Source organism: Sphingomonas sp. FW306-05-A, from assembly GCF_058782275.1.
Genome location: NZ_JBYSXN010000001.1, coordinates 1785575 through 1810671, shown reverse-complemented (window position 1 = coordinate 1810671; position 25097 = coordinate 1785575). Strand labels below are relative to the sequence as shown.

General features: G+C 65.1%; 18 protein-coding genes. 13 read left to right on the top strand and 5 right to left on the bottom strand.

What is annotated here, in order from left to right:
- Position 1 precedes the first annotated feature (1 nt).
- Together AC3WJR_RS08120 and AC3WJR_RS08115 are read left to right on the top strand one after the other, a co-directional pair.
- Complete coding sequence (locus AC3WJR_RS08120) at positions 2-1456, top strand: deoxyribodipyrimidine photo-lyase (protein ID WP_492723788.1); 1455 nt, start codon at positions 2-4, stop codon at positions 1454-1456.
- Between the two features lie 51 nt (positions 1457-1507).
- Positions 1508-2023 carry a YdcF family protein gene (locus tag AC3WJR_RS08115; protein ID WP_492723785.1) on the top strand — a complete coding sequence of 172 codons (516 nt, stop codon included), beginning with the start codon at positions 1508-1510 and terminating at the stop codon, positions 2021-2023.
- A gap of 8 nt (positions 2024-2031) precedes the next feature.
- On the opposite strand, the gene AC3WJR_RS08110 is transcribed toward AC3WJR_RS08115, so the two are convergent.
- Together AC3WJR_RS08110 and AC3WJR_RS08105 are read right to left on the bottom strand one after the other, a co-directional pair.
- Positions 2032-4527, bottom strand: coding sequence for an ABC transporter permease (locus AC3WJR_RS08110; RefSeq protein ID WP_492723783.1), 2496 nt, complete (start codon positions 4525-4527; stop codon positions 2032-2034).
- Positions 4524-5228: an ABC transporter ATP-binding protein gene (locus AC3WJR_RS08105; RefSeq protein ID WP_492723781.1), complete on the bottom strand. Its 705-nt coding sequence runs from the start codon at positions 5226-5228 to the stop codon at positions 4524-4526. Before AC3WJR_RS08105 ends, AC3WJR_RS08110 begins: the two co-directional genes overlap by 4 nt.
- Between AC3WJR_RS08105 and AC3WJR_RS08100 the strand changes: the two genes are divergently transcribed.
- The 6 genes from AC3WJR_RS08100 (at position 5216) to AC3WJR_RS08075 (ending at position 10277) form a co-directional block, all read left to right on the top strand.
- Entirely contained in the window at positions 5216-5878 is a 663-nt protein-coding gene (locus AC3WJR_RS08100; RefSeq protein ID WP_492723780.1) for an arylesterase, read from the top strand. The two genes, AC3WJR_RS08105 and AC3WJR_RS08100, sit on opposite strands and share 13 nt — an antisense overlap.
- Before the next feature lie 4 nt (positions 5879-5882).
- Positions 5883-6143, top strand: coding sequence for a hypothetical protein (locus tag AC3WJR_RS08095; RefSeq protein WP_354282547.1), 261 nt, complete (start codon positions 5883-5885; stop codon positions 6141-6143).
- A 55-nt stretch (positions 6144-6198) separates the two neighbouring features.
- Entirely contained in the window at positions 6199-7194 is a 996-nt protein-coding gene (locus AC3WJR_RS08090; RefSeq protein WP_492723779.1) for a hypothetical protein, read from the top strand.
- Positions 7195-7408: 214 nt separating this feature from the next.
- On the top strand, positions 7409-8149 hold the full coding sequence (locus AC3WJR_RS08085) for an acetylxylan esterase (protein ID WP_492723777.1): 741 nt from the start codon (positions 7409-7411) through the stop codon (positions 8147-8149).
- 8 nt (positions 8150-8157) lie between these two features.
- The gene (locus tag AC3WJR_RS08080; protein WP_492723775.1) at positions 8158-9600 is read left to right on the top strand and encodes a family 43 glycosylhydrolase; all 1443 of its coding nucleotides are present in this window, start codon (positions 8158-8160) and stop codon (positions 9598-9600) included.
- Between the two features lie 158 nt (positions 9601-9758).
- Positions 9759-10277 carry a TlpA family protein disulfide reductase gene (locus AC3WJR_RS08075; RefSeq protein WP_492723773.1) on the top strand — a complete coding sequence of 173 codons (519 nt, stop codon included), beginning with the start codon at positions 9759-9761 and terminating at the stop codon, positions 10275-10277.
- Here AC3WJR_RS08075 and AC3WJR_RS08070 read toward each other — a convergent pair.
- From AC3WJR_RS08070 to AC3WJR_RS08060, 3 genes are all read right to left on the bottom strand, one after another.
- Entirely contained in the window at positions 10249-12102 is a 1854-nt protein-coding gene (locus AC3WJR_RS08070) for an energy transducer TonB (protein WP_492723770.1), read from the bottom strand. The genes AC3WJR_RS08075 and AC3WJR_RS08070 overlap by 29 nt on opposite strands.
- A gap of 276 nt (positions 12103-12378) precedes the next feature.
- Complete coding sequence (locus AC3WJR_RS08065; RefSeq protein WP_492723768.1) at positions 12379-13530, bottom strand: endo-1,4-beta-xylanase; 1152 nt, start codon at positions 13528-13530, stop codon at positions 12379-12381.
- A gap of 248 nt (positions 13531-13778) precedes the next feature.
- Positions 13779-16655 (bottom strand): TonB-dependent receptor, encoded by a 2877-nt coding sequence (locus tag AC3WJR_RS08060; protein WP_492723765.1) that lies wholly within the window; start codon positions 16653-16655, stop codon positions 13779-13781.
- 136 nt (positions 16656-16791) lie between these two features.
- Between AC3WJR_RS08060 and AC3WJR_RS08055 the strand changes: the two genes are divergently transcribed.
- From AC3WJR_RS08055 to AC3WJR_RS08035, 5 genes are all read left to right on the top strand, one after another.
- Positions 16792-18366: a tryptophan halogenase family protein gene (locus AC3WJR_RS08055; RefSeq protein ID WP_492723762.1), complete on the top strand. Its 1575-nt coding sequence runs from the start codon at positions 16792-16794 to the stop codon at positions 18364-18366.
- On the top strand, positions 18363-19085 hold the full coding sequence (locus AC3WJR_RS08050) for a SapC family protein (RefSeq protein ID WP_492723760.1): 723 nt from the start codon (positions 18363-18365) through the stop codon (positions 19083-19085). Before AC3WJR_RS08055 ends, AC3WJR_RS08050 begins: the two co-directional genes overlap by 4 nt.
- Before the next feature lie 163 nt (positions 19086-19248).
- Complete coding sequence (locus AC3WJR_RS08045; RefSeq protein WP_492723758.1) at positions 19249-20712, top strand: DUF1593 domain-containing protein; 1464 nt, start codon at positions 19249-19251, stop codon at positions 20710-20712.
- Positions 20713-20741: 29 nt separating this feature from the next.
- Positions 20742-22130 carry a glycoside hydrolase family 43 protein gene (locus AC3WJR_RS08040; RefSeq protein WP_492723756.1) on the top strand — a complete coding sequence of 463 codons (1389 nt, stop codon included), beginning with the start codon at positions 20742-20744 and terminating at the stop codon, positions 22128-22130.
- Positions 22131-22156: 26 nt separating this feature from the next.
- Complete coding sequence (locus tag AC3WJR_RS08035) at positions 22157-25087, top strand: TIM-barrel domain-containing protein (RefSeq protein ID WP_492723754.1); 2931 nt, start codon at positions 22157-22159, stop codon at positions 25085-25087.
- The last annotated feature ends 10 nt before the right edge of the window (positions 25088-25097 follow it).

Here is a 25097-nt window from a genome sequence, read left to right as displayed (position 1 = left end):
TGTGACGTTACCGCAAGGGCTCGCCGACTGGCGCGAGCTGCCGCGGGTTCGTGCGATGAATGACCGCCCCGTCGCGAAAGGTGCGCGTTACGTCCTGTGCTGGCTCCAGCAGGCGCTGCGTGCAACCGACAATCCGGTTATCGACGCAGCGGTCCGGCTTGGCAATGTGCTGGGCTTGCCGGTGCTCGTCTATCACGGCGTGCGGGAGGATTATCCCTATGCCTCCGACCGGCTGCATCACTTCATCCTTGGTGCGAGCCGCGATCTTGCCGCGGGATGTCGGGCGCGGGGTCTTGCTTGCGTCCAGCACGTCGATCGCGCGAGGCATCGCGAGAAAGGGCTGGTCTACAGGCTCGGTGCCGACGCCGCTGCGCTGGTGCTGGAAGACCAGCCGACGTTCGTGGCACGCTGGCAGGCGGAGCGGGTGGCCGAACGGATCAAAATCCCAGTCTATGCGGTCAACGCCGCGTGCCTCGTACCGCCTGCCGTTTTGGGCGAGGGGATCGGGGGGCGTTCCGGCTTCCTGCGACGCCATGAACCGGAGCGGGCGGCATGGACCGTCGCCGACGACGAGTCGACCGACATCGCGCCCTATGACGGTACGTTGCCGTTCGTGCCCGATACGCTGGAGGGCGACCTCGACGCATTGATCGCCGAGCTGGATATCGATCACAGCCTGCCAGCAAGCGCCGCCTTTCCCGCAGGACGAGCGGCGGCGGAAACGCGGCTAATGCGCTTGATCCAGGACGTTCTGCCCGGTTACGCCACGACCCGCAACGATGCGACACGGCGCGAGGGCGCAAGCGGCTTGTCGCCCTATCTCCATTTCGGAGTGCTCGGGCCGCGCGAGGTGATGCGCGCGGTGGAGCAGGCGGCTGTCGGGGCACGCCACAGCATCAAGTTCGCCGACGAACTGCTCGGGTGGCGCGAGTGGTTCCATTATCAGGCACGCGCTCTGGCCAAGCCAGAACAGTACGACCGTGTCGCCGGTTGGGCGCGCGCGACGCTAGCTGACCACGCCGGCGACCCGCGGTCCCATCTGGAAAGCCTGACGGCGATGCTGCTAGGCGAGACGCGCGATGAAAGCTGGAATGCTTGCCAGCGCCAGTTCCTGCGTTTCGGCTGGATGCACAACAACCTGCGGATGTATTGGAGCAAGCGCATCATCGCGATGACGCCCGACCCCGAAACCGCCTGGGCAACGGCCTGTTACCTCAACGACAGGCTGAGCCTGGATGGTCGTGATCCCGCGACGTACGGCAATATCGCCGCAATGTTCGGCGGGTCGCCCGGGGATACCGACCGCCCCGTCTACGGGCGCGTTGCGACGCGCAGCGATGGGTCCACCCGCTCGCGCGATGGCGGTGCCGCATGGCTCGCCAAGGCGGCGTCGCGCCCTGTCCCTGCGGTGAGCGTTCCCGTAGATCTGCCGCGCGCGCTTTATGCCCCCGGGTGACAGACTTACTGATCAGCCCGTAATCTTGACCCGAAACGCCAAACGAACAGCATGACCCAACGGGACAAAGCCAACCGGACGCTCGTCGTCGTCTTCGGCGCTGCGGTGCGTCCCGACGGCACCGCCAGCCCGGCGCTCGCGCGCCGCGTCGGCTATGCCGCTGCGGTCGCGCAAAGTGATCCAAGCGTGGATCTGTTCCTGTCGGGCGGGGTAGGGACGTATCGCCCGTCGGAAGCACGCGCGATGGCCAATATGGTCGATGGCGTCGTGTCCGCCGAGCGGCTCATCCTCGACGAAGCCAGCCGCGACACGCTGCAGACGGTAGAGGCGGCGGTCGCGCATGGGCGCGAACATGGCTACGGCACGATCCAACCCTGTACGGATGCGTATCATCAGCCGCGCGTGATCATGCTGTTCCGCCTGATGGGGTTTTCGACCCGCGCGGTGCCGATCGTCGCGCGCGGCCCGAAGCGGTTGCAAGCCAAGATGTGGGCCCGTGAATTTGCCGCGATCCCCTATGACGCAGTGGCCGGCCTCAACGCGGTTTGGCGCGGGCGCCGCAAGTAACGGCGCCGTCAAAGGTCGCGCAGCGCCGCGGCGGGCTTGGCACGAAGCGCAGGAATACTGCCCGCGATCCCCATCCCGAGCGTGATCGCGACCGCGAGCGCCAGCGTCGCCGCAACGATGTCCCAGCGCGGTGCCCAGGCGATCGAGAACACCTGCGTCACGACATACCATCCCGCCCCCGTTCCGACCGCCAGCGCGACCACTACCAGGATCGCCGCCAGCATCGCATATTCCAGCGCCTGCGCGCCCAATACCTGGCGTCGGCTGCCGCCGAGCAGCTTGAGGATCACCGCATCGTACCGCCGTGCGCGCGCCGATGCCGACACCGCGCCGATCAGCACCGCGATCCCCGCCGCCACCGTCACCGCCGCAGCCGCCCGGATCGCCACTGCGATCTGGCCGAGTACCGCGCCGAGCTGGCCGATGACGTCACCGACGCGGATCATCGTGACCGAGGGCAAAGCTGTCCCGACGCTGCGCATGATCGCCCCGTCGCGCACAGGGGGGGCATAGACGCTGGCAAGCAGGCCATGCGGCGCTTCCTCGATATAGCCCGGTGAGAAGACGATCGCGAAGTTGAGCCCAAGCCCACCCCAGTCGATCTTGCGCAAGGCGGTGATCCGCGCGGGCACATCGACGCCGAGCACCGAAACCGTGATCGTGTCGCCGATCTTCAGGCCAAGCGCCGCCGCCGCCTTGTCCTCGAGCGAAACGAGCGGGGGGCCGCGATAGTCGGCAGGCCACCACCGGCCGGCGACGACGGCGTTGCGGGGGGGCAGCGTCGCCGACCAGGTGATCGTGCGGTCCCCGCGCAGGATCCAGGCACCCTCGGGCAGCGTCTTCATGTCGGCCACGCGTTGCCCGCGCAACGCAACGATCGACCCGCGCAGCGATGGCAGTGCCTCGATCTTCGCGGCGGGGGCTGCGCCCTTGACGGCTTGAGCGAAGGCGGCGGCGTCTTCGGGTTGCAGGTCGATCGCGAAGAAACGCGGTGCCTTGGCGGGGGCTGCGTTGCGCAGTTCAGAGGACAGGCTCGCATCGATGACCGCCAGCGCGACGAACAGCGAGAAGCCCAGGCCCAGCGCCACCACGAGGCGGTCGGTCTGCGCGCCGGGTCGGTGCAGATTGGCGATGGCGAGGCGCACCAGCGGCCTTCTCGCACGCGGAAGTCTGGCAGCGGTGAACCGGGTGGCAAGGCCAACGAGCCACAACAGCACGATCAATGCCGACACCGCCCCGACGAATCCGAGCGCCAGAAGCCGGTTGGACGTCGTGAGAACCACGAGCGCAACTAGTGCCGCGACCAGCAGTGCCATCACCCCCAGCACGATCGCGGATGGTCGGCGGCGGGTGCCGAGCGCATCCCGCAGCAAGGTCGCCGCGGGCACGTCGCGTGCGCGTGCCAGCGCGGGCAGAGCGAATAGCAGTGCAACGAGTAGCGCCAGCAGCGCGGCCGTCGCCAAGGGCACGGGATAGAGCGCCAAACGTGGCGGCGCCGGAAGCGCTGCTCCGACGATCCCCGTGACCAGCCATGGTACCGCCGCACCGACCAGCAAGCCGCCGCCGATCCCGACCGCGGCGACCATGCCGAGTTGCGCAAGGAACACCGTCGCGATCGTCCGCGAGGTCGCCCCCAGCACCTTGAGCGTCGCGATGATCGGGGTCTTCCCCGCCAGATAGGCGGCAACGCCGCTCCCCACGCCGACGCCCGCGATGGCGAGCGCGGCAAGGCCGACGAGCAGAAGAAATTGGCCGAACTGGTCGATACCGCGCCGCAAACCGCCCGCCGCGCTGTCGCTCGTCCGCGCCGACCATCCTGAGTCTGATACGCGCGCGAGCAAGCGATCCCGTACCGCCTTGGCATCGGCAGGCTTGGCGAGCGCGATGCGATAGTGGCTTTCGTAGAGGCTGCCGGGCTGAACCAGCGCGGTCGCATCCAGCCCTGCCAGATCGACTAGCGCCGGGGGACCGAGGGTGAACCCCGCGCCAAGCCGGTCGGGTTCCTCCGCGATGATCCCCACGACGCGTAAGGTGGTCGTACCCATGCGGACGGTATCGCCAGCCTTCACGCCCAGCCGGTCCACCGCAGCCGCCGCGATCGCGATCTCGTGATCGTGCGGTCGGGAAGCGAGCGCCCCGGCCGCAAGCCGGAAACGCCCCACCAGCGGCCACGCCGCGTCCGTACCGCGCAGGTCGACGAGCATCGCGGGGGTGCCTTCGCCTCTGCTCATCATCGCGCGCATCGACACCGTCTCGGACACCCGGCCCGCCTGCGCGAAGGTCGCCAGTTCCGCCACCGTGGCGCGACGCTGCGACACGGTGAACTCGACGTCGCCGCCAAGGATCTGTCGGCCATTCGCGTCGAGCGCCGCGATCATGCTCGCAGCAAGGCTACCGATCCCGGCAAGCGCCGCGGTCCCGAGGAACAGGCACGCCACCAGCAGAACCAGTCCGCGCCCACCACGGCGCAGGTCCCGCAGCGCCAGCCGCCACGCGATGCTCAAGCGCGCGGCCGATCGGTGGCGATGCGGCCGTCCGCCAGCGTGACGACCCGGGCGCATCGCGCTGCCAAGGCGGGATCGTGCGTGATGACGAACAGTGTCGTCCCGCTGGCGGCGTGGCGTTCGAACAGCAAGTCCATGATTGCGGCACCGGTCGCGGTATCGAGATTGCCGGTTGGTTCGTCGGCGAAGATCAACGCAGGTGCGGCGACCAGCGCTCGCGCGATCGCGACGCGCTGCTGCTCCCCGCCCGACAGTTGCGCGGGATAGTGCCCGGTGCGGTGGCCGAGGCCGACCGCGGCAAGCTCTGTCTCGGCGCGCTCGAACGCGTCGCGCGCGCCCGCCAGTTCCAGTGGGACGGCGACATTCTCGAGTGCAGTCATCGTCGGGAGGAGATGGAATGCCTGCAGCACGATACCGATCCGCCCGCGCCGCGCGATCGCGAGTGCGTCCTCATCCAAGGCTGCGAAATCCAGCCCGGCGACCGTCACGGTGCCGCCGCTCGGGCGTTCCAGTCCGGCAAGCACCGCCATCAGCGACGACTTGCCCGATCCCGACGGCCCGAGCAGCGCGACGCTTTCGCCCGCGGACACCCTCAGGTCGATGCCGCGCAGGATGTCCACGCGTGCCGGCGCACGGCCGAGCGACAGCGAGACGTTGCGTGCTTCGATCAGCGCGCTATCGATGGGGGATGATATGGTCACGTCTCAAGCGATATGGATGGTGGCGAGGGATTGTCCATCTCGCATTGCTGTCGCCTGCGGTATTTGTGCCGACCGCGGACGCATCGCCGCGTGCCCCGGTGATCTGGGCCTTCGGCGACAGCCTCAGCGCTGGCTACGGCCTCCCACCCGCTGCAGGGTTCACCGCAAGGCTGCAGGCCGCGTTGCGGCGGGCGGGTGTCGCTGCCACCGTGCGCAACGGCGGCGTCGCGGGAGATACCGCTGCGCAAGCACGCGCGCGGCTGCGCTGGGGGCTGCGTGGGCTTGGCGCGACCCCCGATCTGGTGATCGTGGAACTCGGCGCGAACGACATGCTGCGGGGGCTTCCGGTGGGGCAGACCAGAACCAATCTCGACGCGATCCTGACGGAACTGCGGAACCGGCATATTCCCGTACTCCTCGCCGGAATGCGCGCTGCGCCGAATCTGGGGCCGGACTATGTGACCGCTTTCGAAGGCATTTACCCCGCGCTCGCCAAGCACCATCGGGTTGCGCGCTACCCGTTCTTCCTTGAAGGCGTCGCGGGAAATCGCACGCTGCTCCAGGCCGATGGCCTGCACCCGAACGCCCGCGGCGTCGAGATCATCGTCGGGCGTATGCTGCCCAGCGTTCGCTCCGCATTGAAAGAATAGGCGCATGGACCTCGACGACCAGTTCCGCCGCTATTTCGGCAGCAGCGATCTTGCCGCGTTGAACCCGTCCGCGCTCGATGCAGGGATCGAGCACATGCGGGTCGATTTCGGACTGGAAAAGGATCGCGACCGCCGCTTCGGTTTGTGGACGCTACTGCACATGCTCGGTGCCGCGCCCGATCTGGACGTCGCCTTCCCGTCCGAAGCGGACCGCGCGGCTGCACGACGCTTCATGGAGATGGCGGAAAGCCTCGACGAAGACTGACGCTCGCGGCTGCGTTGCAAACTGGTTGGTCACCCAGCGACGATGGAATAACATCATGGCCCCCGCACCGTCGAAACTCGGTTGGCTTCTGAAGCAGAACAAGCGCTATGCGCCGCTGCTGGATACCATCCTCAAGCTTGCCCCTATTCCCTTAGCGATAGGGGCTGTGCTGGCGCTGCCGATGCTGTTCATCTTCAACGGATATCTCGGCCAGCTGAACCAGCCGCCAATTCCCGTCAGTCAGGCAAGCGACTGGGTGTTCCTGCTTTTGTTTGGTATCCTGGCGTCCACGATGTTCGCCGTGATCGTCCTTCTGCCTGCGGTCTGGACCACGGTGGTCCGATGGAATGCGCCAACCATGCCGGAGCGCAAGATCAAGCTGGCCTGTGGCGTGACGGCGCTTGTCACGGTCCTTGTCGTCGCCGTGACGTTGATCGCGGATCTCGACCAGCTTGCGATCGCATTTATCGGCGGCACGGTTCTCGGCGGCATGGCAGGCGGTTGGGCCGCAACCGGTCGGCCACCCCCACATAAAGACGTTTTCGCGGCGTCCGCCGGTTTCATGCTGTCGGCCTTCGTCGTCCTCATATGGCTGGTGTTACTATTGTCGTTGCTGTCGCCGATGTTCGAAGCGTTCGTGAATGGCCGATCGCACCTGGTCTTGGTCGGAATGATGGTGGTGCTGCTCGCGATGCTCGGCTTGTCGATCGTCAAGCCGGCGCTCGGCGCTATCGTAGGGGCCTTGATCACCGGTTACTGGGTATCGGAGCAGGCGTCCCCCGATCGTGGAACGTTGATTGCCAGCGCGCTTTACGCAGCCGACCTTGGTGGCGGGCGACCGGCGCACGCAGCCCAGCCGGATGCGTTAGGGGAAATATGCAATCTTGGCGTCGACGAACGACCCGTTTTGTACTTTGAAGTTGCGGGTTGCAGTCGCGCGGCAGCGTATCGACGTCTGCGCGCCCTCAAGGGAAACAATAGTATTGAACGGAGACAGCAAATCCAGCGTTGGAATATGCGGGCCGTAGAACAGGGCGCGCCGAGGCGTTGACCACTTACATTTCAGTCGTACTGGCGGAGATGTAGTAACCTTTTCCAGACGGGACTGGCGCGATCGGTGATAACAGGCTGGGGCTCAAGACGAAATGGACATCGGACTTGTCCAATCGTGTCAGGTTGACGGCAGGGATCAACACCCCCTAGCGTAATGGTACCGATAACAAGGTGACCGTGCATCGAGTCGCCAGGGGGTTGAGGAGCTGACGATGACTGGGTCCGACCAGACGATACGGCATCGCGGCATATGGCGGGTCTTGACGACCGTCTTGCTGGGCCTGTCCATACCGGCCACGCTCCACGCGCAGACCGCCGGCAACGTGGTCGAGGCGCTGCCCCCGCCAACCGGACTCGCACCGTTCTTCAGTCCGGCGACTGCTGCTCCCGGTACCCCGGACGAGGACGGATTCCTTCGCCGCTGGCTGTTGCTGGAGCCGATCGTCAAGCCCAACCGGACGAACTCGGGCTTCACATCGGCCTATGTGCGCGATGCCTTATCGCCCGCAAACTATCCTGGCCGGTTCGACGCCGTGCCGCGGGACGGTCAAACGACGACCGCACCAGGTACGCCGCGGTGGCACGCGCTCGATACCAACCTGTTCGACGTCAAGCTGTTCAATCTGGCGCAAGGGCTGGGCAAGCCGACCTACGGCGTCATCTTCTGGGCGGTCACCGTCGTCGACAGCCCGCGCGAGATGCGGGACGTTCGTCTCGCGGTCGGCTCCAATTCCGCTTCCGTGTGGTGGCTCAACGGCAAGGAAACCGTCGGCCTGTTCGGCGATCGACGCATGGTCATGGACGACGTGCTGTCGCGCCCCGTGACGCTTCGCAAGGGGCGCAACGTCCTGCGCGGCGCGGTGATCAACGGACCCGGCCTGAGCGACTTCTGCGTCCGCCTGCTCGACGAAAGCGGCCGTCCGATCCGGGACATCAAGGTCGACGTGAAGTGAGGATCATCATGCAGCGCTCCATCGTCCTGGCAGCAGCGATGCTGCTCGCGGTTCCCGGTACCGCATCGGCGCAACTCGAGGGCGAGCCGTTCATTCACGATCCGTCGACCCTGACCTTGTCGGACGGCAAATGGTGGACCTTCGGTACCCGCGGCGGTGGGCTCGTGTCCGACGATGGCTGGGTCTGGCACAGCGGTGGCGAACGGCCCGGGGGCGGTGTCGCACCCGACGTGATCAAGATCGGCGACCGCTATTACGTTGCCTATGCCGTCGGGGGCGGGGGGATGAACGGCGGCCATTCCAGCAACGTCAAGATCATGTGGACCAACTCGCTCGATCCCAAATCGCCGGCGTTCGGCTATCATGACGTCGGGATCGTCGCATCGACCAACGGGATCGAAGTGGCGGATGCGATCGACCCGGCGTTCCTCTACGCCGACGGGCATCTGTGGCTGAGCTACGGCACATATTTTGGGTCGATCCGCATGGTCGAACTCGATCCCAAGACCGGAGGTCGTCTGGCGGGCAACCAGCCCGTTGATATCGCTATCGACATGGAGGCGACCGCGCTGCTGCACCGCGACGGGTGGTACTATCTGCTGGGGACGCATGGGACGTGCTGTGACGGGCCCAACTCGTCGTACAACATTCGGGTCGGTCGTTCGCGCAGTCCGCTTGGACCGTATGTCGACAACATGGGCGTGCCGCTCCTCAAAGGGGGTGGCAAACTCGTCGTGGCCGGACGGGGGCGGCAATATGGCCCCGGGCATTTCGGACTGATCGACCTCGGGGACGGCGTCGAGAAATACTCGATGCATTATGAAGCGGATCTCGATCGCAGTGGGCGCAGCGTCCTCGCGATCCAGCCGCTACTTTGGAAAGACGGCTGGCCCGTCGGTGGCGCGAACATTGTACCCGGCACCTACGAGATCCAGTCCGAGCGCAGTGGCGGAGCCCTGCAACTGGCGGTCGATTTCGTGCGCATGCCCTTCAACGTGCGGCGCAGTTTCATGGCGAAGAGCAACGAGCCCGTAGCGCCGATCCCCAATCAGACACTGGCGGAAGGTCGGACGTCGTGGCCCGCGGGGGACGCCGAGGTGGATCTGGGCGACTATATGATCCGCGCGCATCAGCAATGGACGATCTCACCGGTGGCGGGCGCAGGCGGTGCGTTCGGCGCGCCTTACTACAAGATCGTCATCGCCGGGACTGAGCGCGCTCTTGCGGTCGGTCCGCAAGGGACCGTTCGCGCCGTACCGACCTTCGATGGTTCCCAGGGACAGCTCTGGCGGATCGATCAGCTGAACGACGGCACCTACCGGATCATGCCCAAGGTCAGCGTCGGGTCGAAGGGGCCTGTGGCACTGGTGGCCCTTGGCCGAAGCACGCCGGCGCTGGCAGCATTCTCTCCCGCCAGCGATACAGGACGGTGGACCTTCCAGCGGCCCTGACCCGGTCTCGAGTTTTCGACCAACAGTCCCAAGCGTGATCGACGGGGGGACGAACGGGCGAGGAACGCTCCGGCAGGAGATGCGAGATAGTCTGGCGCCACCTTAGGCGCACGGCTAGCCTTCGGTCGCCTAGCCAATGTGCGAAACAGGAGGATTCGGTGCAACGCTACTCACGTGCCGGAGCGATCGCGGCCGTTCTGGCGGCTGCCCCGCTTCCCGCTGCACCAGTTCCTGCCACAACGGTGGCGGAGCAGGCTCCCGCCTTTACGGTCCGTCTCTATGAGGGCGGGGAGGTTGACTCGCGCAGCCTTGCCGGCCGCGTCGTGATCCTCAATTTCTGGGCGACCTGGTGCGCGCCGTGCAAGCGCGAGCTTGTCGAGCTCGATGCGGTGCTCGCGCGGCATGGTGCCGCTCGCGTTGCGGTGTTCGCGATCGACGCCGGGAAGCGGACAGAGCCGCGGCTGCTCGCGCGTCAGGCGGCGGCGATGCGCGTGCCCGTCGCGACCGCCATCACCGCGCCATATCGCCCACGTGGTGCCGCGGTTCCGACGACGTATGTGATCGACCCTTCCGGGCGGATCGTGCGGGTCGAGGCGGGGGCGTTCCGGCCGGGCGAAATCACCCGGCTGGTCGACACGCTGTTAGGGGTTACTTCGGCATCTGGTAATGGACGTTGACCGACTGGCCGACGCACCCAAGCACTTCGTTGCCGAGCGTCGGCGGAAGATATCGGAAGCGTGCGACAGCGCGCTCGGTCGCTGGCCCGAAGACGAACGGCGGATAGGCGATCACCGTGCGCGTCTGCTCGACCCGGCCATCGGCGGCAATGTCGAACGCCACGCGCGCATTCCCCTCGAAGTTCCAGCGTAGCGCCTCGCTCGGGAACGCGGCGCTTGAGATATTGGTGTTTTGCGGGACGGGGCGGACATCGAGCAGCGAGCATTGCTCGGGCGTGATGCCCGCCTCGGTCAGTCGCTGGTCGGCGCGGGCAGGGGCACCGTCGCGTTTCTCGATCAGCGACAAATGGAGCTGTGCGAGGCTGCGGATCGGATCGTCCTGCGGAATTGATGCCGCGGGCGTTGCGATCACCCCCTGCAACAGCTGGCGTGCCGGTGCGAGCGTGCCGCTCGCTTCGAGCGCCAGCGCCTGTTCGGTGCGCAACCAGGCGCGCGCGCGTTCAGAACCTGACTGCGTTTCGAGCCGCGCGACCGCAACGCCGAAAGCGCGTGCCTTGTCGCTTTCATACCCGCTGCGCGTGGCGGAACGGACCGGGGAAGCCCCGACGAATAGGGCGTAGGCACGCGCTTCTGCAGGCGCATTTAGCGAAACCAGCACAGCATCGAGCGCGGCAACCGCCTCGGCGCGACTACGATTGTCCTTCGCGGTATACACCGCCGCCAGCGCCCGGGGAATGGCACCGGCACCGGGCTGGTTCGGATCAAACGTAGGGGTGATCACGTCGGGATCGACGTGGATCTGCGTGAGCCAGTCGCGCGTCCGATCGTTGAACGCATCCGACAGCGCGAGCAGGGGCGGGCGCTTGACGCAGCGCAGTTCGAGCCGGATCGACTGTCGCCAGAATGGATCGAGCTTTGCCAGTGCAGCGGGTTGCCAGCGCCACTCCGCGACGGCTGCGGCGAACACGTTGCCCAGTGGCCCCGGCTTGCTTGCATACACCGGACTTGCCCCGGAGACGCGCCCGTTGTCCTCGATTGCAAACTCGACCACCGCGACGTCCTGCGGCGCGACGTCCCCGCCGCACACCGGCAGGTCCTTGTCCGACATCGTCATCCAGCTTTGGTCGGGCAAATGCCCTGCGCCGGAATAGGTCAGATATTGCCGCACCTTTTCCGAATCGCCGAGGCGGGCATAGATGAGCGCTGCATTGCCGCGGATGCGCACCTGACTGATCGAGACTTTGGTCGTGGTCCGGCCGGTCAGGTCGAGCGCCTGTTCGATGAACGGCGCGGCGAGTTTGGGCTGCCCGCGATTGAGGTCGGCGAGCGCGCGTACGCTGAAGAAGTTAGCCTGGTCGGTCTTGGGCAGTTTGGCAAAGCTGGGGGCGTCGGCGCGGACCGCGTCGAGCGTCGCCGCGGCCAGATCGGGCTGCTCAGTGAGTGCGGCCAGCGCCAGTGTGTAGCGCACCGACAAGGCGTCCGTGGACTTGGTGTCGGTTTCGGCGGCGATTGCACGTTGCAACTCGGTAATCGCCTGCGTGTTATTTGCCCCGCCACGGTGCAGGCTGCCAAGCAACCGCAGGGAATACGCCAGGTCCTCGTCGCGCGTGACCTTTTGTGCGGCGAAGGCACGGACCGCGAGCGTCGCCTCGGCCATCGCGGGATCGAACTGGCCGCTCTGCTGTAGTGCATAGGCGAGGCGCGCCCGGATCACGGCGGTCGATCGCGCCAACGGTGGCAACCCCGCCACCGCGGCGCGATAGCCGGTGATGGCGGCGGCAAAGTTGCCCTTTTCCAATGCCGCCTGCGCGGTGTCGAACAGCATTTGCGGGGTTTGCGGTGCTGTCTGTGCTATGGCGCTACCGCCCCCCAGAACCGCCGCACATGCCGCAACCCGAAGCCAGCCTTTGCTGATCCGTCGCATTCAATCCCCCCGTTTTCAAACCCCTGCGGGACGATAACAGGGGAAAGCACCGTACGTAAGCGTCATCTTCAAAGGCTCGGGCGCGCGCGGACGGGGCAAAGTGGTGCGCCATGCCCGGGACATCAAACGCCGCCCGGGCGACGAGCGCGAACGGCGGTCAGAATAATCCGGGCGCTATCACGTGGCACGGTTTCGCGGCGGGGCGGCGGCGAATGCGGCGGCCACCGCCTCACGCATAGGCTTCGGTCTGAACTCCCTGTCGTACAACGTCGGCCGGCGAAGCGCTTTGTCCTTGCGCGGTTCGAACCCCTCGATCCAGCTGTATCGGTCGCACAGCCCCCAGCTGAGCACGTCGCGCACGGCCGGATAGCTCAACGTGACGTCCAGATATCCCTTCGTGAAATCAGCGACGGCGCGGTCCCGCGGCGTGATCTCGGTCGGCAATCCGTTGTCGCGCACGTCGAGCTCGGTCAGCACCAGTGCATAGCCCATTTGCGTCACTGCATCGAGGAACTGTCGCCAGTCCCGTTCGAGCCGAGTCACGCTGGCCCTGGCATCCAGACCCTGGGTCACGAGATGCGACTGCACGCCAAGCGCGTCCACGGGCGTCCCACGGCGCTTGAACCCTTCGAGCAGTTTGAGCACGCCGGCACGGTGGGATGCGTTTCCCGGCTCCCAGCTCATGTAATCGTTATAGACCAGTTCTGCGCGTGGGGCCCCGGCACGCGCGGTGTGGAACGCCAGATCGAGCGTCGCCTCCGCCCCGCCAATCGCGGTCGACAGGCTGGTATCGTACAGCTGCCCGTCTGACGGGCGGACGGCTTCGTTGACCACGTCATAGCTTTCGATCCGCTTCCCATAACGCGCCAGGACGGTATCGATATGCGTGGTCAGCAATCGCTCACCCTCGCGTTTCGGCGTCGCGCTGAAATCGTAGCTGTTGAGCCATCTGGGCAACCATTTGGGTTGATGCCACAAAAGGTTATGGCCCCGCGTAGCTAGGCGCTTACTTTCGGCCCAGGCGACGATGGCGTCGAACCGTTCAAACGCGAAGGCGGTCGGCGACGGCCGCAAGGCCTGCCACTTCATCTCGTTTTCGGCGACGATCACCCCGCACTCCGCCGCGACAAGCCGCGCGTACGGTGGGTTGGCAATCGATCCGCGATCGGCCCCCGCGGTGCCCCAGCTGATAGCGGAGCCGAACCGCAAGCCCTTGCGTCGCGCCAGCACGTCGAGGGAGGGCGGGGTGTCGGTCTTTGCCACAAGCGGGGAAGCCACCGCACCCATGATACCGGCCATCAGAACGTCGCGACGCGCAAAACCGGTCATGATCAACCTCTTCGAGGAGTAACACTATCGATGATGGCGTTAACTCTCGAAGGTTGGGGGCGTGACGTCAAGGATTGGCATTGGCCACTGCGGAGCGCGTGAGCCGTCCGTTACCCACGGGTATCCGACCCTCGCGACAATGAGGTCAGGGTTCTGCTTCTTGGCACGTTCGGTAAAACCGACGGCGCACGGAACGATCGCGGCTTCCGATACGCGGTTGCGCACCGGAAGCCGTGATCGTTGCCCGTTTAGAAGTTCAACCGGAAGCCGATGTCATAGCGCGGCCCGAAGTTCTGATAGCCGAGCAACTGGTTATCGAACCGACCCGTCGTGATGTACTTGGCGTTGAACAGGTTGGTGCCCTCGATGAACACCTGCGCGTTCTTGGTCACGGTATAGGCCGCACTTCCGTCGAACTGGCCGTAGTTCCGAACGAAGACGGGTTCGTTGCCAGGGCCGCCCGCGAGCGTCTGCAGGAACCGCTCGCGCCGGTTATAGGCGATGCGCGCCGAGACACCGTACTTCTCATAGAAGACCGTCCCGTTCTGTGAGTTGCCGATCCCCTCCGCAGCGAAGGACTGGCCGACTTGCGTCACGTCGAAGCTCCGATTGGTGCTGACGAACGTGGCGTTCGCCTGCACGCCGAACCCGCTGAGGATGCCCGGTGCCCAGTCGAGCGTATGGACGAGGTTGAGTTCGAGCCCGCGGATATCGAGCGACTCCGCATTGCGCGGCCGCCGTACGCTGAACCGCGCGGTGTTCAGCCCGGTGATCAGGCCGCCGACGGGTAAGTTGCCAGAATTGGCGATCGTGAAGTTTTCCGGTGCGAAGGTCTGAACGATGAAATCGTCGATGCTCTTGTAGAACACCGCCGCCGACAGCGTCGTCGTCCGCGTCGGATAATATTCGAACGACAGATCGAAATTGGTCGCGCGATAGGGCTTGAGTTCAGGGTTGCCCCCGCTTGCAGTCAGCGTCGCCGGACGCAGCGTATCATAGTTGAGGTTCGGCGCGAGATCACCGATCGCAGGACGCGTCAGCGACTTGTAGGCGGCGAAGCGGGCCTGGAACTTGGGCGCGATGTTCACTCGGACGTTCAGGTTCGGCAGGAACGTGTTGTAGGTCGATTCCTTGTCGACCGAGACCGTCTGACGGTTGTTGGCAAAGACACCGTTGTAGATGGTGGGATCGCCCGCCACCGGCAGCAGGTCCGTCAACTGCAATTGCTGCCCGAACGACCGCAACTCTGTGTGCTCGTAACGCGCACCGACGTTGACGAACCACGGAACGCCGCCAAGCGTCCCCTCGAAGTCGACGTCGGCATAGCCTGCGTAGACCGTCTCTCGGACCCGCGTCGAAGGCTGCGCCGTCGCGGCATAGCCGTTCGAGGCAGCATAGAGCGCAGCCGTCGTTCCCGGCGCATTCCCGCGCGCCTGGTCCAGTGCAGCTGTGGCGGCCGGGCTGGTGAGGAAGTTCAGATAAGCACGTGGATCAAAGGTAAGGAACGACGTCGGCAACTGGCTCGAGCCGAACGATCCGATGGAGAATGGCGAGAGCAGCGAGGAATCGGCGAAGGTCGAATAACCGCAATAGACGCAGCCGACGTTCGGATCGGACGTGATCGGCACGTTCTGCTTGTCGCGCGATGTCCGCATCAGGCCGAACCGGAGCACCTTGAGCGCGCCCGAATCGGCTTTCCATTCGGTGTTGAGGCGATATTCGGTGACCTTCTCGGTCACGTCATTGCCGCTGACGCCGGCGATGTGGGTTTTCCCAAGCGTGGGATCGGACAGCGCCCCCGATGCATAGCCGAAGGTCGAGGGGATCCCGCCGCCTTCTGCCGCCGTGAAGCTGTACGGCGTCGGGGTTCCGATCACCGCGAAATAGGATTTGCCGCCGCCCGAGTTCTTCGCACGCGATTGCGTCGCATCGAGCACGACCTTGACGGTGTCGCTGGGCTTCCATTCGACGTTGCCGCCGAATTCGTATGTCGTCGTCTCACGCACGCTGCCCGAGGCGATGAAATCCGCGTTGCCGTTGGTGCTCAGCCCGGTGATCGACCGATTGGCGTCGATCGTTGCCGCCGTGTAGTTGGAAGGCTCGAACCAGCTGCCGAGGCCGTGGCCGCTCTGGTCGCTCTTGAAGCGGTTGTACAAGCCGTCGACGGTCAACGTCAGCGTGTCGGTCGGGGCATATTGCCCGACCAGCGTCGCGCCGAGCCGCGTGCGGCGATCGACGGTGTTGGTGATGTTCTGGTTCCGCGGCGCGTAGACGTTGGTGAACAGCGGCGCGTTGTTGGGGCCGACCGACGTGTTGGGGATGTAGCCGTCGTTCGAAATCGAATCGATCGACGCAATGCGCTTCTGATAGGACAGCGACGCGAGCAGCCCGATCCGGCCGTCGGCGAACGTGTCGCTGAGCAGGCCGAACAGCTGCGGCGTGAATTTCTCGCTGTTCTTTTCGTACAGGCCCTTGGCGCTGAACACGCCCTTGAACTTCTTGAGATCAAGCGGGCGCGGGGTCTGGACGTTGATCGTCGCGCCGATGCCGCCGCCCTGGAGCGGGGCCTGCGAGCTCTTGTAGACCTGTGCGCCGCTGATCAGTTCGGCGGGGATGAGATCGAACGAGAAGGCGCGGCTGTAATTGTCCGAGGCGAAGCTGCGGCCGTTGAACAGCACGGTGTTGAACGCCGGCCCGAGCCCGCGGACGGTGACCGACTGGCCTTCGCCGCTGCTGCGATCGATCGCGACGCCAGGAATGCGCTGGAGCGATTCAGCGACGTTCGCGTCGGGGAACTTGCCGAGATCTTCGGACGAGATCGCATCGAGGATGCCCGACGCGTTGCGCTTCTGTGCAGCCGACGACGCGAGGCTGCCGCGGATGCCGGTGATGACGATGTCAGGTGACGCGGCATCCTGCGCCAGCGACGGCGGAACAGACGTATCAGCACCGGCGGTATCCGCGGGGATCCCGGCCTGTGACGGTGGCTGTGCCTGAGTCGGGGCCTGCGTCTGCGCCTGCGCCGGCATGGCGGCTGCCAGCATCACGACAGCGGCCACTGCGGTGCTGCCCATCAGGCCGACAATACGCCGATTGAATGACTGCGTCTGCGAAAAGTCCGACATATATCCTCTCCCCCTTTTCTACTCGTTCCGCATCATCTGTACGGATTTCCTGAAGCCGGTTTATTTCATTTGTCCGATATATCAAGGTCTATTCGCAGGGCCCGTTTTGCGCGATAGGGGCGATCAGGGAGAGCGCATGCAAAAGCAGCAAACCGGAACCAAATCCGACATAATCCGGACGATCGTGGTCGTCGGCGGGGGATCTGCCGGCTGGATTGCGGCTGCCAGGCTCGCCGCGAAGGGCGCGCGCGGATCGGACGATATCGTCGTCAAGCTGGTCGAATCCGCCACCGTGCCGACGATCGGCGTTGGCGAGGGAACGTGGCCGACGATGCGCAACACGCTTGCCAAGATCGGCATCGGCGAGACCGAATTCCTGCGATCGTGCGATGCAGCGTTCAAGCAGGGCGCTCGGTTCGTCGGCTGGAAGGACGGATCGGCGCGCGATGCCTATTACCATCCGCTCAATCCTCCCGCGGGTGCAGCCGACCTGAACCTGTCGCCGCATTGGCAGGCGTTTGTTGCGGAATCACCGGACCGCGATTTCGCCGACTGGGTCGATTTCCAGCAGGCGCTGTGCGACGCCGGTCTTGCCCCGAAGACGATCACCGCGCCTGAATATGGCGGGGTCGCCAATTACGCTTATCATCTCGATGCGGGCAAATTCGCGACGTTGCTGCGCGAACACGCAGTGGGTCGGCTCGGCGTCGAGCATATCATCGGTGATGTGACGGACGTGGTGATGGCCGACAATGGCGACATCGCTTCGCTTGACCTGGCCGACGGCGGCAGCGTCGCCGGGGATTTGTTCATTGATTGCACTGGGTTCGCAGCACGCCTGATCGGGAAGGTGTACGGTGTGCCCTTCCGGCGGTGCAATGACATCCTCTTCGCGGACCGCGCGATTGCGATGCAGGTGCCGTATCCCGATGAGAATACGCCGATCACCAGCCATACCGTATCGACCGCGTCGGATGCCGGGTGGATCTGGGATATCGGTCTGTGGGCACGCCGCGGCACGGGCTATGTCTATAGCAGCGCGCATATCGACGACGATGCTGCCGAGGCTGCGTTGCGCGCTTACGTGGGACCGCAGGCCGAGCACCTTTCGACGCGGCGTATCTCGATCGAGGCGGGGCATCGTGAGCGGTTCTGGCAAAACAACTGTGTTGCCGTGGGCTTATCGGCGGGCTTTCTGGAACCACTGGAAGCGTCCGCGCTGATGCTGGTCGAGGCGTCGATGGACGCGATCGCCGATCGCCTGCCACGCACGCGCGGCGCAATGGACACTGCGGCCCGTCAGTTCAACGAATCCTTCCGCCACCATTGGGAACGGATCATCGAGTTCCTCAAGCTGCATTATGCGATCACCAAGCGCACTGATACCGCCTTCTGGCGGGATAATGCCGCACCGGAGTCGATCCCGGATGCGCTGAAGGAGCGCCTCGACCTGTGGCGGCAGCATCCCCCGGCGCCGCAGGATTTTGCTCATGCGCGCGAGGTGTTCTCCTGGCCGAGCTACCAATATGTCCTCCACGGTATGGGATTTGAGACGCAATATCCGACAGTTGCGGCGTCATCCCCAGACGCGGTCTTAGCGCGCCGTTGGGTCGGGCGGATCGAGCGGATGCGGGGGGATGCGGTGGCGCAGATGCCGAGTCACCGCAGTTTGCTGCGTGCGATCCGTGAGCATGGGTTGCAGGCGGTATGAGCCGGATCGTCCCGCTCGATGCTGCACGGCACCATGCTGTTTGCGTCGATACGATGGCCGGCGCGGCGGCTCGGCAGTTCGTGCAGATCGGGCTGTCGGAAATCGCGTTGGCGGCGGCGGACATGCCGCTGTTTCTCGTCAAGGATGGGCAAACCGGCCGGTTCAACCTGGTCGCGCTGTTCGGTCTCATCGAGCAGCGCAACCTGTTCTGGCAGCAGGGCGGGATGCAATCGACCTACCTTCCGCGTGCTGCGTCGCTGACCGCGTTCCGGATAGATCCCGAGGGATTGGAAGGCATTGGCCTGGATGAAGCAGACCTAGCCTTAAGTTTGCGCGGCGAACCGCTGTTTGCGGCTGACCAATCAGCGACGCCGTTTCTGACGTCCATCCGGGAAGCGCTTGGCGCGGTGATCGCAGACGTTGCTGCCGCACAGGCGTTGATCGACGCTTATGCGCAACTCCGCGTGATACGGCCCCTGTCGCTGGTGCTGCGGCATGCGGATGGCCACGAACATGCGATTACCGGGCTTTATGGGCTGGACGAGGAGCAGCTGGCGGCGCTTGACGATGCGACGGTTGTTGCACTGCACCGTGCCGACCGTCTCGCGCCCGCCGCGGTGATGACGGCGTCGCTCGCTCAAGTCGAACGGCTGAAACAGCTGCATAATGCAGCACAATTGCGTCCGATCGCGTCGTTTCAGCTGACGTTTTCAGCCTGAAAGCCGCAGTTTCGGTCGATTTTGACGCCATATTATGCAGCCATTGCGCGCGGCGCGGGCACACCGGCGTTTGCCGGCAGGCATAATCTAGTAGGACTAATATATCTGGTCGGCTACGCTGCCGTTCAAGACCCGAAGACGGGTATTTGGGACGGGGGGTAGGATGCGAACTGTGTCGATCGTGCTGGCGTGTTGCGCGCTCGTCGCTTCGCCTTCTACCCATGTTAAGGGCAATGCCGCCGCCGCAGTCCCGCTCGCCGCGCCAGCCGTGAAACAGCGGATGATCGTCCTGAGCGACATCGAAGCCGACCCCGATGACACGCAGTCCTTCATCCGGCTGTTTCTCTACGCCAGCGAGATCGATCTCGAAGGGCTGATCGCGACCACGTCGGTTCACATGAGGACCGCGATCCATCCCGATTCGATCCGCCGAATCATCCAGGGCTATGCGCAGGTGCATCCCAATCTGCTGAAGCATGAGGCCGGTTTCCCGACCCCCGATCGTCTGCGGTCGCTCGTCCGCGACGGGCAGCCGGGCTATGGCATGGCAACGGTCGGCGCTGGCAAGGACACGCCGGGATCGCGGCTGATCGTCGAGGCGCTCGAGCGGCCCGATCCGCGACCGCTGTGGATCTCGGTATGGGGCGGTGCGAACACGCTGGCGCAGGCGCTTCACGCGATCCGTGAGACGCGATCGCCCGACATCGCCCGGCGGCTGGTCGCCAAGCTGCGGGTCTACACCATCTCCGATCAGGACGACGCCGGTGCGTGGATCCGCAAGAGTTTCCCCGATTTGTTCTACATCGTCAGCCCCGGCGGATATGGCGCGGGCACCTGGACCGGGATCCACACGCTGATCGACGGGGCGGACAATAGGACGATCAGCAACGCGTGGCTGCGCGACAACATCCAGCAAGGGCATGGACCGCTCGGCGCACTCTATCCCGACGTGTCCTACGGCATGGAGGGAGATACGCCCGCGTATCTGTCGCTGATCCCCAACGGGTTGAGCGACCCGGAACATCCCGACTGGGGCGGGTGGGGCGGTCGGTATGAACTCTATACCCCGCCGGTCGCCACCACCGACCCGAGCGGTTTCAGCGGGGTGACCATCGTGCCGGAAACGCGACCGATCTGGGCCAACGCGATCGACACGTACACGCCGCAGGTCGCGCGCGCCTATGGCCGAACGGACGGTCCCGGCGAGCGGCAGATCAAGGATTTCCGCGCCGGGATCTGGCGGTGGCGCGACGATTTCCAGAACGATTTCGCCGCCCGCATGGCGTGGACGACCCGACCGTTCGCGCAGGCCAACCATGCGCCGGTCGTTCACCTGGCCCACCCCAACCGGCTGACGGTCAAGTCGGGCGAACGCTTCGTGCTGAGCGCGCGCGACAGCACCGATCCTGACGGCGACAGCCTGAGCTTCCAGTGGTTCCACTATGCCGAGATCGGTCATTGGCAGACGGGAATCGCAAACGGGATCGCCGCCAATATCCATACTGTCGATTTCACCGCCCCGACCGTCACCGAACCGCGCGAGGCGCATTTCATCGTCCGTGTCACCGACAAGGGCGATCCGCCGCTCAGCCGATACGAACGCGTGATCGTCACGATCACACCCTGAGCCACGCTTTACCAGGAGTTGGACCTCACATGCGATCCTTTCGTCAATTATCCGCGCCTGCGCTGCTGGCGGCGGCTGCGGTCATCGCGCCTGCGTACGCCGACGCACCGATCATCCAGACGCGCTTCACCGCCGATCCCGCGCCGCTGGTGCATGACGGCGTCGTCTATCTCTACACCAGCCACGACGAGGACGACGCCGATGGCTTCAAGATGCTCGACTGGCGGCTGTACAGTTCGACCGACATGGCCAACTGGACCGATCGGGGCGTGGTCGCCTCGCTCAAGACCTTTCCCTGGGCGGTCCAGAGCAACGACGCTTGGGCGCCGCAGGTGGTCGCGCGTGACGGGAAATTCTATCTCTACACGCCGATCAGCGTCGCGGGATCACCCAAGAACGTCATCGCGGTGGCGGTTGCCGATACGCCTGCCGGGCCGTTCCGCGACGTCCTCGGCAAGCCGCTGATCGCGCCGGGGGAGGGCTATATCGATCCGACCGTGTGGATCGACAAAGACGGGCAAGCCTATCTCTACTGGGGCAATCCGGACCTGTGGTACGTCAAGCTCAACCGCGACATGGTGTCTTATTCAGGCCCGATCACGAAGGTGCAGCCGCGGATCACCGACTATCAGGAGGGGCCGTGGTTCTACGAACGCAACGGCCGGTACTACATGGCGTTCGCCTCGACCTGCTGCTCGGAGGGGATCGGCTATGCGATGAGCGAGAAGCCGACCGGACCGTGGACCTACAAGGGCCCGATCATGAACCACGATACCCGTGCGACGGGCAATCATCCGGGAATCATCGACTATAAGGGCGGCTCCTATGTGTTCGGGTTCAGCTATGAACTCAATTTCGCGCTGACCCCGATCCATCATGAGCGCCGATCGGTATCGGTCGCCAAGTTCACCTACAATGCGGACGGCACGATCCCCAACCTCGGCTGGTGGGACAAGGCAAGCGCACCGCAGATCGGGACGCTCGATCCCTATGCCCGGGTCGAGGCGGAAACGATCGCGTGGACGTCGCGGATCAAGCGCGACCGTGACCGCCCATTCACCTGGGTGCCGGGGGTCACTACCGCGCAGGATGATCGTGGGCGGGTCTACGTCACGCGCACCGCTGATCGCAGCTACATCAAGGTGGCAGGGGTCGATTTCGGCGCGAGCGGCGCGAAGGCGTTTCGCGCCGGTTATGCCAATGGCGCGCCCGACGCGAAGATCGAACTACGGCTCGACCGGGTCGATGGCGCGGTGATCGGGACGATGCCGGTCGGCGCGGGCGGAGCGGCGGGGCAGTGGCGCGAGGCGAGCGTTGCAGTGTCCGGTGCGCGCGGGGTTCATGACCTGTATCTGGTCTTCCGGGGCGGCGATGCACCGTCGCTGGTCGATGTGGATTACTGGCGGTTCGACCGTTGAAGACGTCGCACAAAGGGGAAAGTCGCATGAAAGCTCGCTGGATGGCGACCGCCGCCGCCGCCATTCTGACGGCAAGTCCGACGCTCGCGCAGTCGCCTACGCCGCCGACCGGTCTCGACCCGCTCGGGCATATGCGGACGGCAGCCCCCGCAGCGGACGCGGCGTTCCACTTCCAGCGGCTGCGCAACGGGGTGCAGTTCACGCTCGGTGGCGTGACCAAATCGGTGATCTTCTATGCCCCCGGCGTGGTGCGGGTGAATGCCAATCTCGGGCAATCCTACTGGACGCAGCGCAGCCTGGTCGTGATCCGCGAACCCGATGCAGTGCCGTTCACGGTCCGCGAAACCGCCGGCACGCTGGAACTGTCAGGCGCGAAACTGCGTGTCTCGATCGACACGCGCACGGGGGCGGTCAGCTATTACGATCCGTCCGGCCGGTTGCTCACGCAAGAAAAGCGCGATGCTCCGCAGTCGATCGACAAGCGCGTCATTTCCGACGCGTCGACCTATGAAGTGGAGAACCGCTTCACGCTGAAGCCCGACGAGGGCATTTACGGCTTCGGCTTCACCAGCGACGATGCGGTGAACCGGCGCGGCAAGGATCTGCTGCTCGTCCAGACCAATGTCGGCATCATCATCCCCGTAATGGTCTCGACCGAGCGGTACGGGGTGCTGTGGGACACCTATTCGCAGATGCGCTTCAAGGACGATGCCGATGGCGCACGGCTGTGGGCGGAAAGCGCGCCGGGCGGGGTGGATTATTACTTCATGGCCGGCGACACGATGGACGGGGTGGTCAAGGCCTATCGCTGGCTGACCGGCGAAGCGCCGATGTTCCCCAAACAGGCGTTCGGGCTGTTCATGAGCAAGGAGCGTTACCCGACGCAGGATCGCCTCGTCGAGGTCGCACGGACCTTCCGCAAGGAGCAGTTTCCGCTCGATTACATCGTGCAGGACTGGCAATATTGGGGCAGCGACAAGGACGGCAGCTGGTCCGGGATGATCTGGGACCCGAAGCGCTATCCCGACCCGGCGGGCATGAGCCGCGAAATCCACGACCTGCACATGAAGTTGATGGTGTCGATCTGGCCGTCGGTCGGCAACGACACGCCGCTGGCTAAGGAACTCGACCAGTCCAACCTGCGGTTCGCGCCGCTCCACTGGATCTCCAAACAGGCGCGCGTCTATGATGCGTACAGCGCCAAGGCGCGCGGGATCTATTTCAAGTACATCAAGTCCGGCCTGCTCGACAAAGGCGTCGACGCGCTGTGGATGGACGGGACCGAGGTCGAGGTCAGCTCCGCGATGTGGAACCCGGTCGACAATGTGCGTGATACCAAGGCGCTCGGCAGCAATGCGATGGGTGATTTCACACGGTATCTGAACCCCTATTCGTTGCTGACGACGCAAGGCACCTATGACGGCGAGCGCGCGACCAGCGACAAGCGCGTGTTCACGCTGACGCGCTCGGCCTGGGCGGGCGCGCAGCGTACGGGGGCGGTGTCCTGGTCCGGCGACATCTACGCGAGCTGGAAGACGTTCGCGCAGCAGGTGTCGGGCGGCGTCAACGTCACGATCACGGGCAACCCTTATTGGACGCAGGATACCGGTGGCTTCTTCGTCAGCGATTTTCCCGGCGGCGAGAAGAACCCGGCTTGGCGCGAGCTGTTCGCGCGCTGGTTCCAATATGCGACGTTCAACCCGATCATGCGGGTCCACGGCACCAACGTCGAACGCGAGCCGTATATCTTCAAGACGCTCGATCCGGCGGTGTACAAGACGCTGCTCGACAGTGTGAACCTGCGCTATCGGCTGCTGCCCTATATCTACAGCTTGAGCGCAAAGGTGACGTCCGACGGGTACACGCTGATGCGCGCGTTGCCGATGGATTTCCCGGACGATCCGGCAGTGCGCAGTATCGACGACAGCTTCATGTTCGGGTCGTCGTTGCTAGTCCACCCGGTGACGCGGGCGATGTATAACATCCTGCCGTCCGGGGCGACCGTGGTGCCGACCGAGACCCTCCGCACCGCCGACGGCAAGCCCGGGCTGACCGTGCAGTATTTCGCCGGCGAGAATTTCGAGAAACCGGCGGGCACCGTGGCCGATGCGAAGATCGATCACACTTGGCCCGATCCGCCGCTCGCCGAACTTCCGCTGGGCCTGACGTCGCTCAGCCACTTCTCCGCGCGCTGGCAGGGGGAGCTGGTCGCGCCCGAGGATGGCGAATATGAGATCGGCCTGACAGGCAACGACGGGATGCGCATGTTCCTGGGCGGCAAGCCGGCGATCGACGACTGGAACCGCAGCGCGACCCGCACCCAGGTGGTGCGGCATACGCTCCGGAAGGGCGAGCGGCTGCCGGTACGGCTCGAGTTCTTCCACCCGGAAGGCGGGCGGGTGTTCCGCTTCGTCTGGCGCACCCCGAGCGAGCTGAAGCGGGATGCCGTCGCCATGAGCGCGCCGCGCGACCTGACGATGCGGACGTATTTGCCGCGCGGGAGCGACTGGTATGATTTCTGGACGAACCAGCGCTTCCGTGGTGGCGAGACCGTCGCGCGCGCGGCCCCGCTCGATGTGATCCCGCTGTATGTCCGCGCAGGGTCGATCGTCCCGATGGGGCCGGTGCTGCAATATGCGACCGAGCGACCGGATGCGCCCTATGAGATTCGCGTCTATCCCGGAGCGGACGGCGCATTTACGCTCTACGAGGACGATAACGAGACCTATGCTTACGAGAAGGGTCAGTCGGCGCGGTATGATCTGCGCTGGGACGATGCGGGGCGGACGTTGACGGTCGGCGCGCGGCGCGGGACTTTCTCCGGCATGGTGCGCCAGCGGAGCCTGAAGGTGATCGTGATGGACCGCTCCGGGAGCGCGACCACGGTGCCCGCGGCGGCGAAAGTCGTCCAGTACGATGGGCGCGCTGTCCGTGTGCGGTTCGACGCCGCGCGCTGATTGCGGCAGG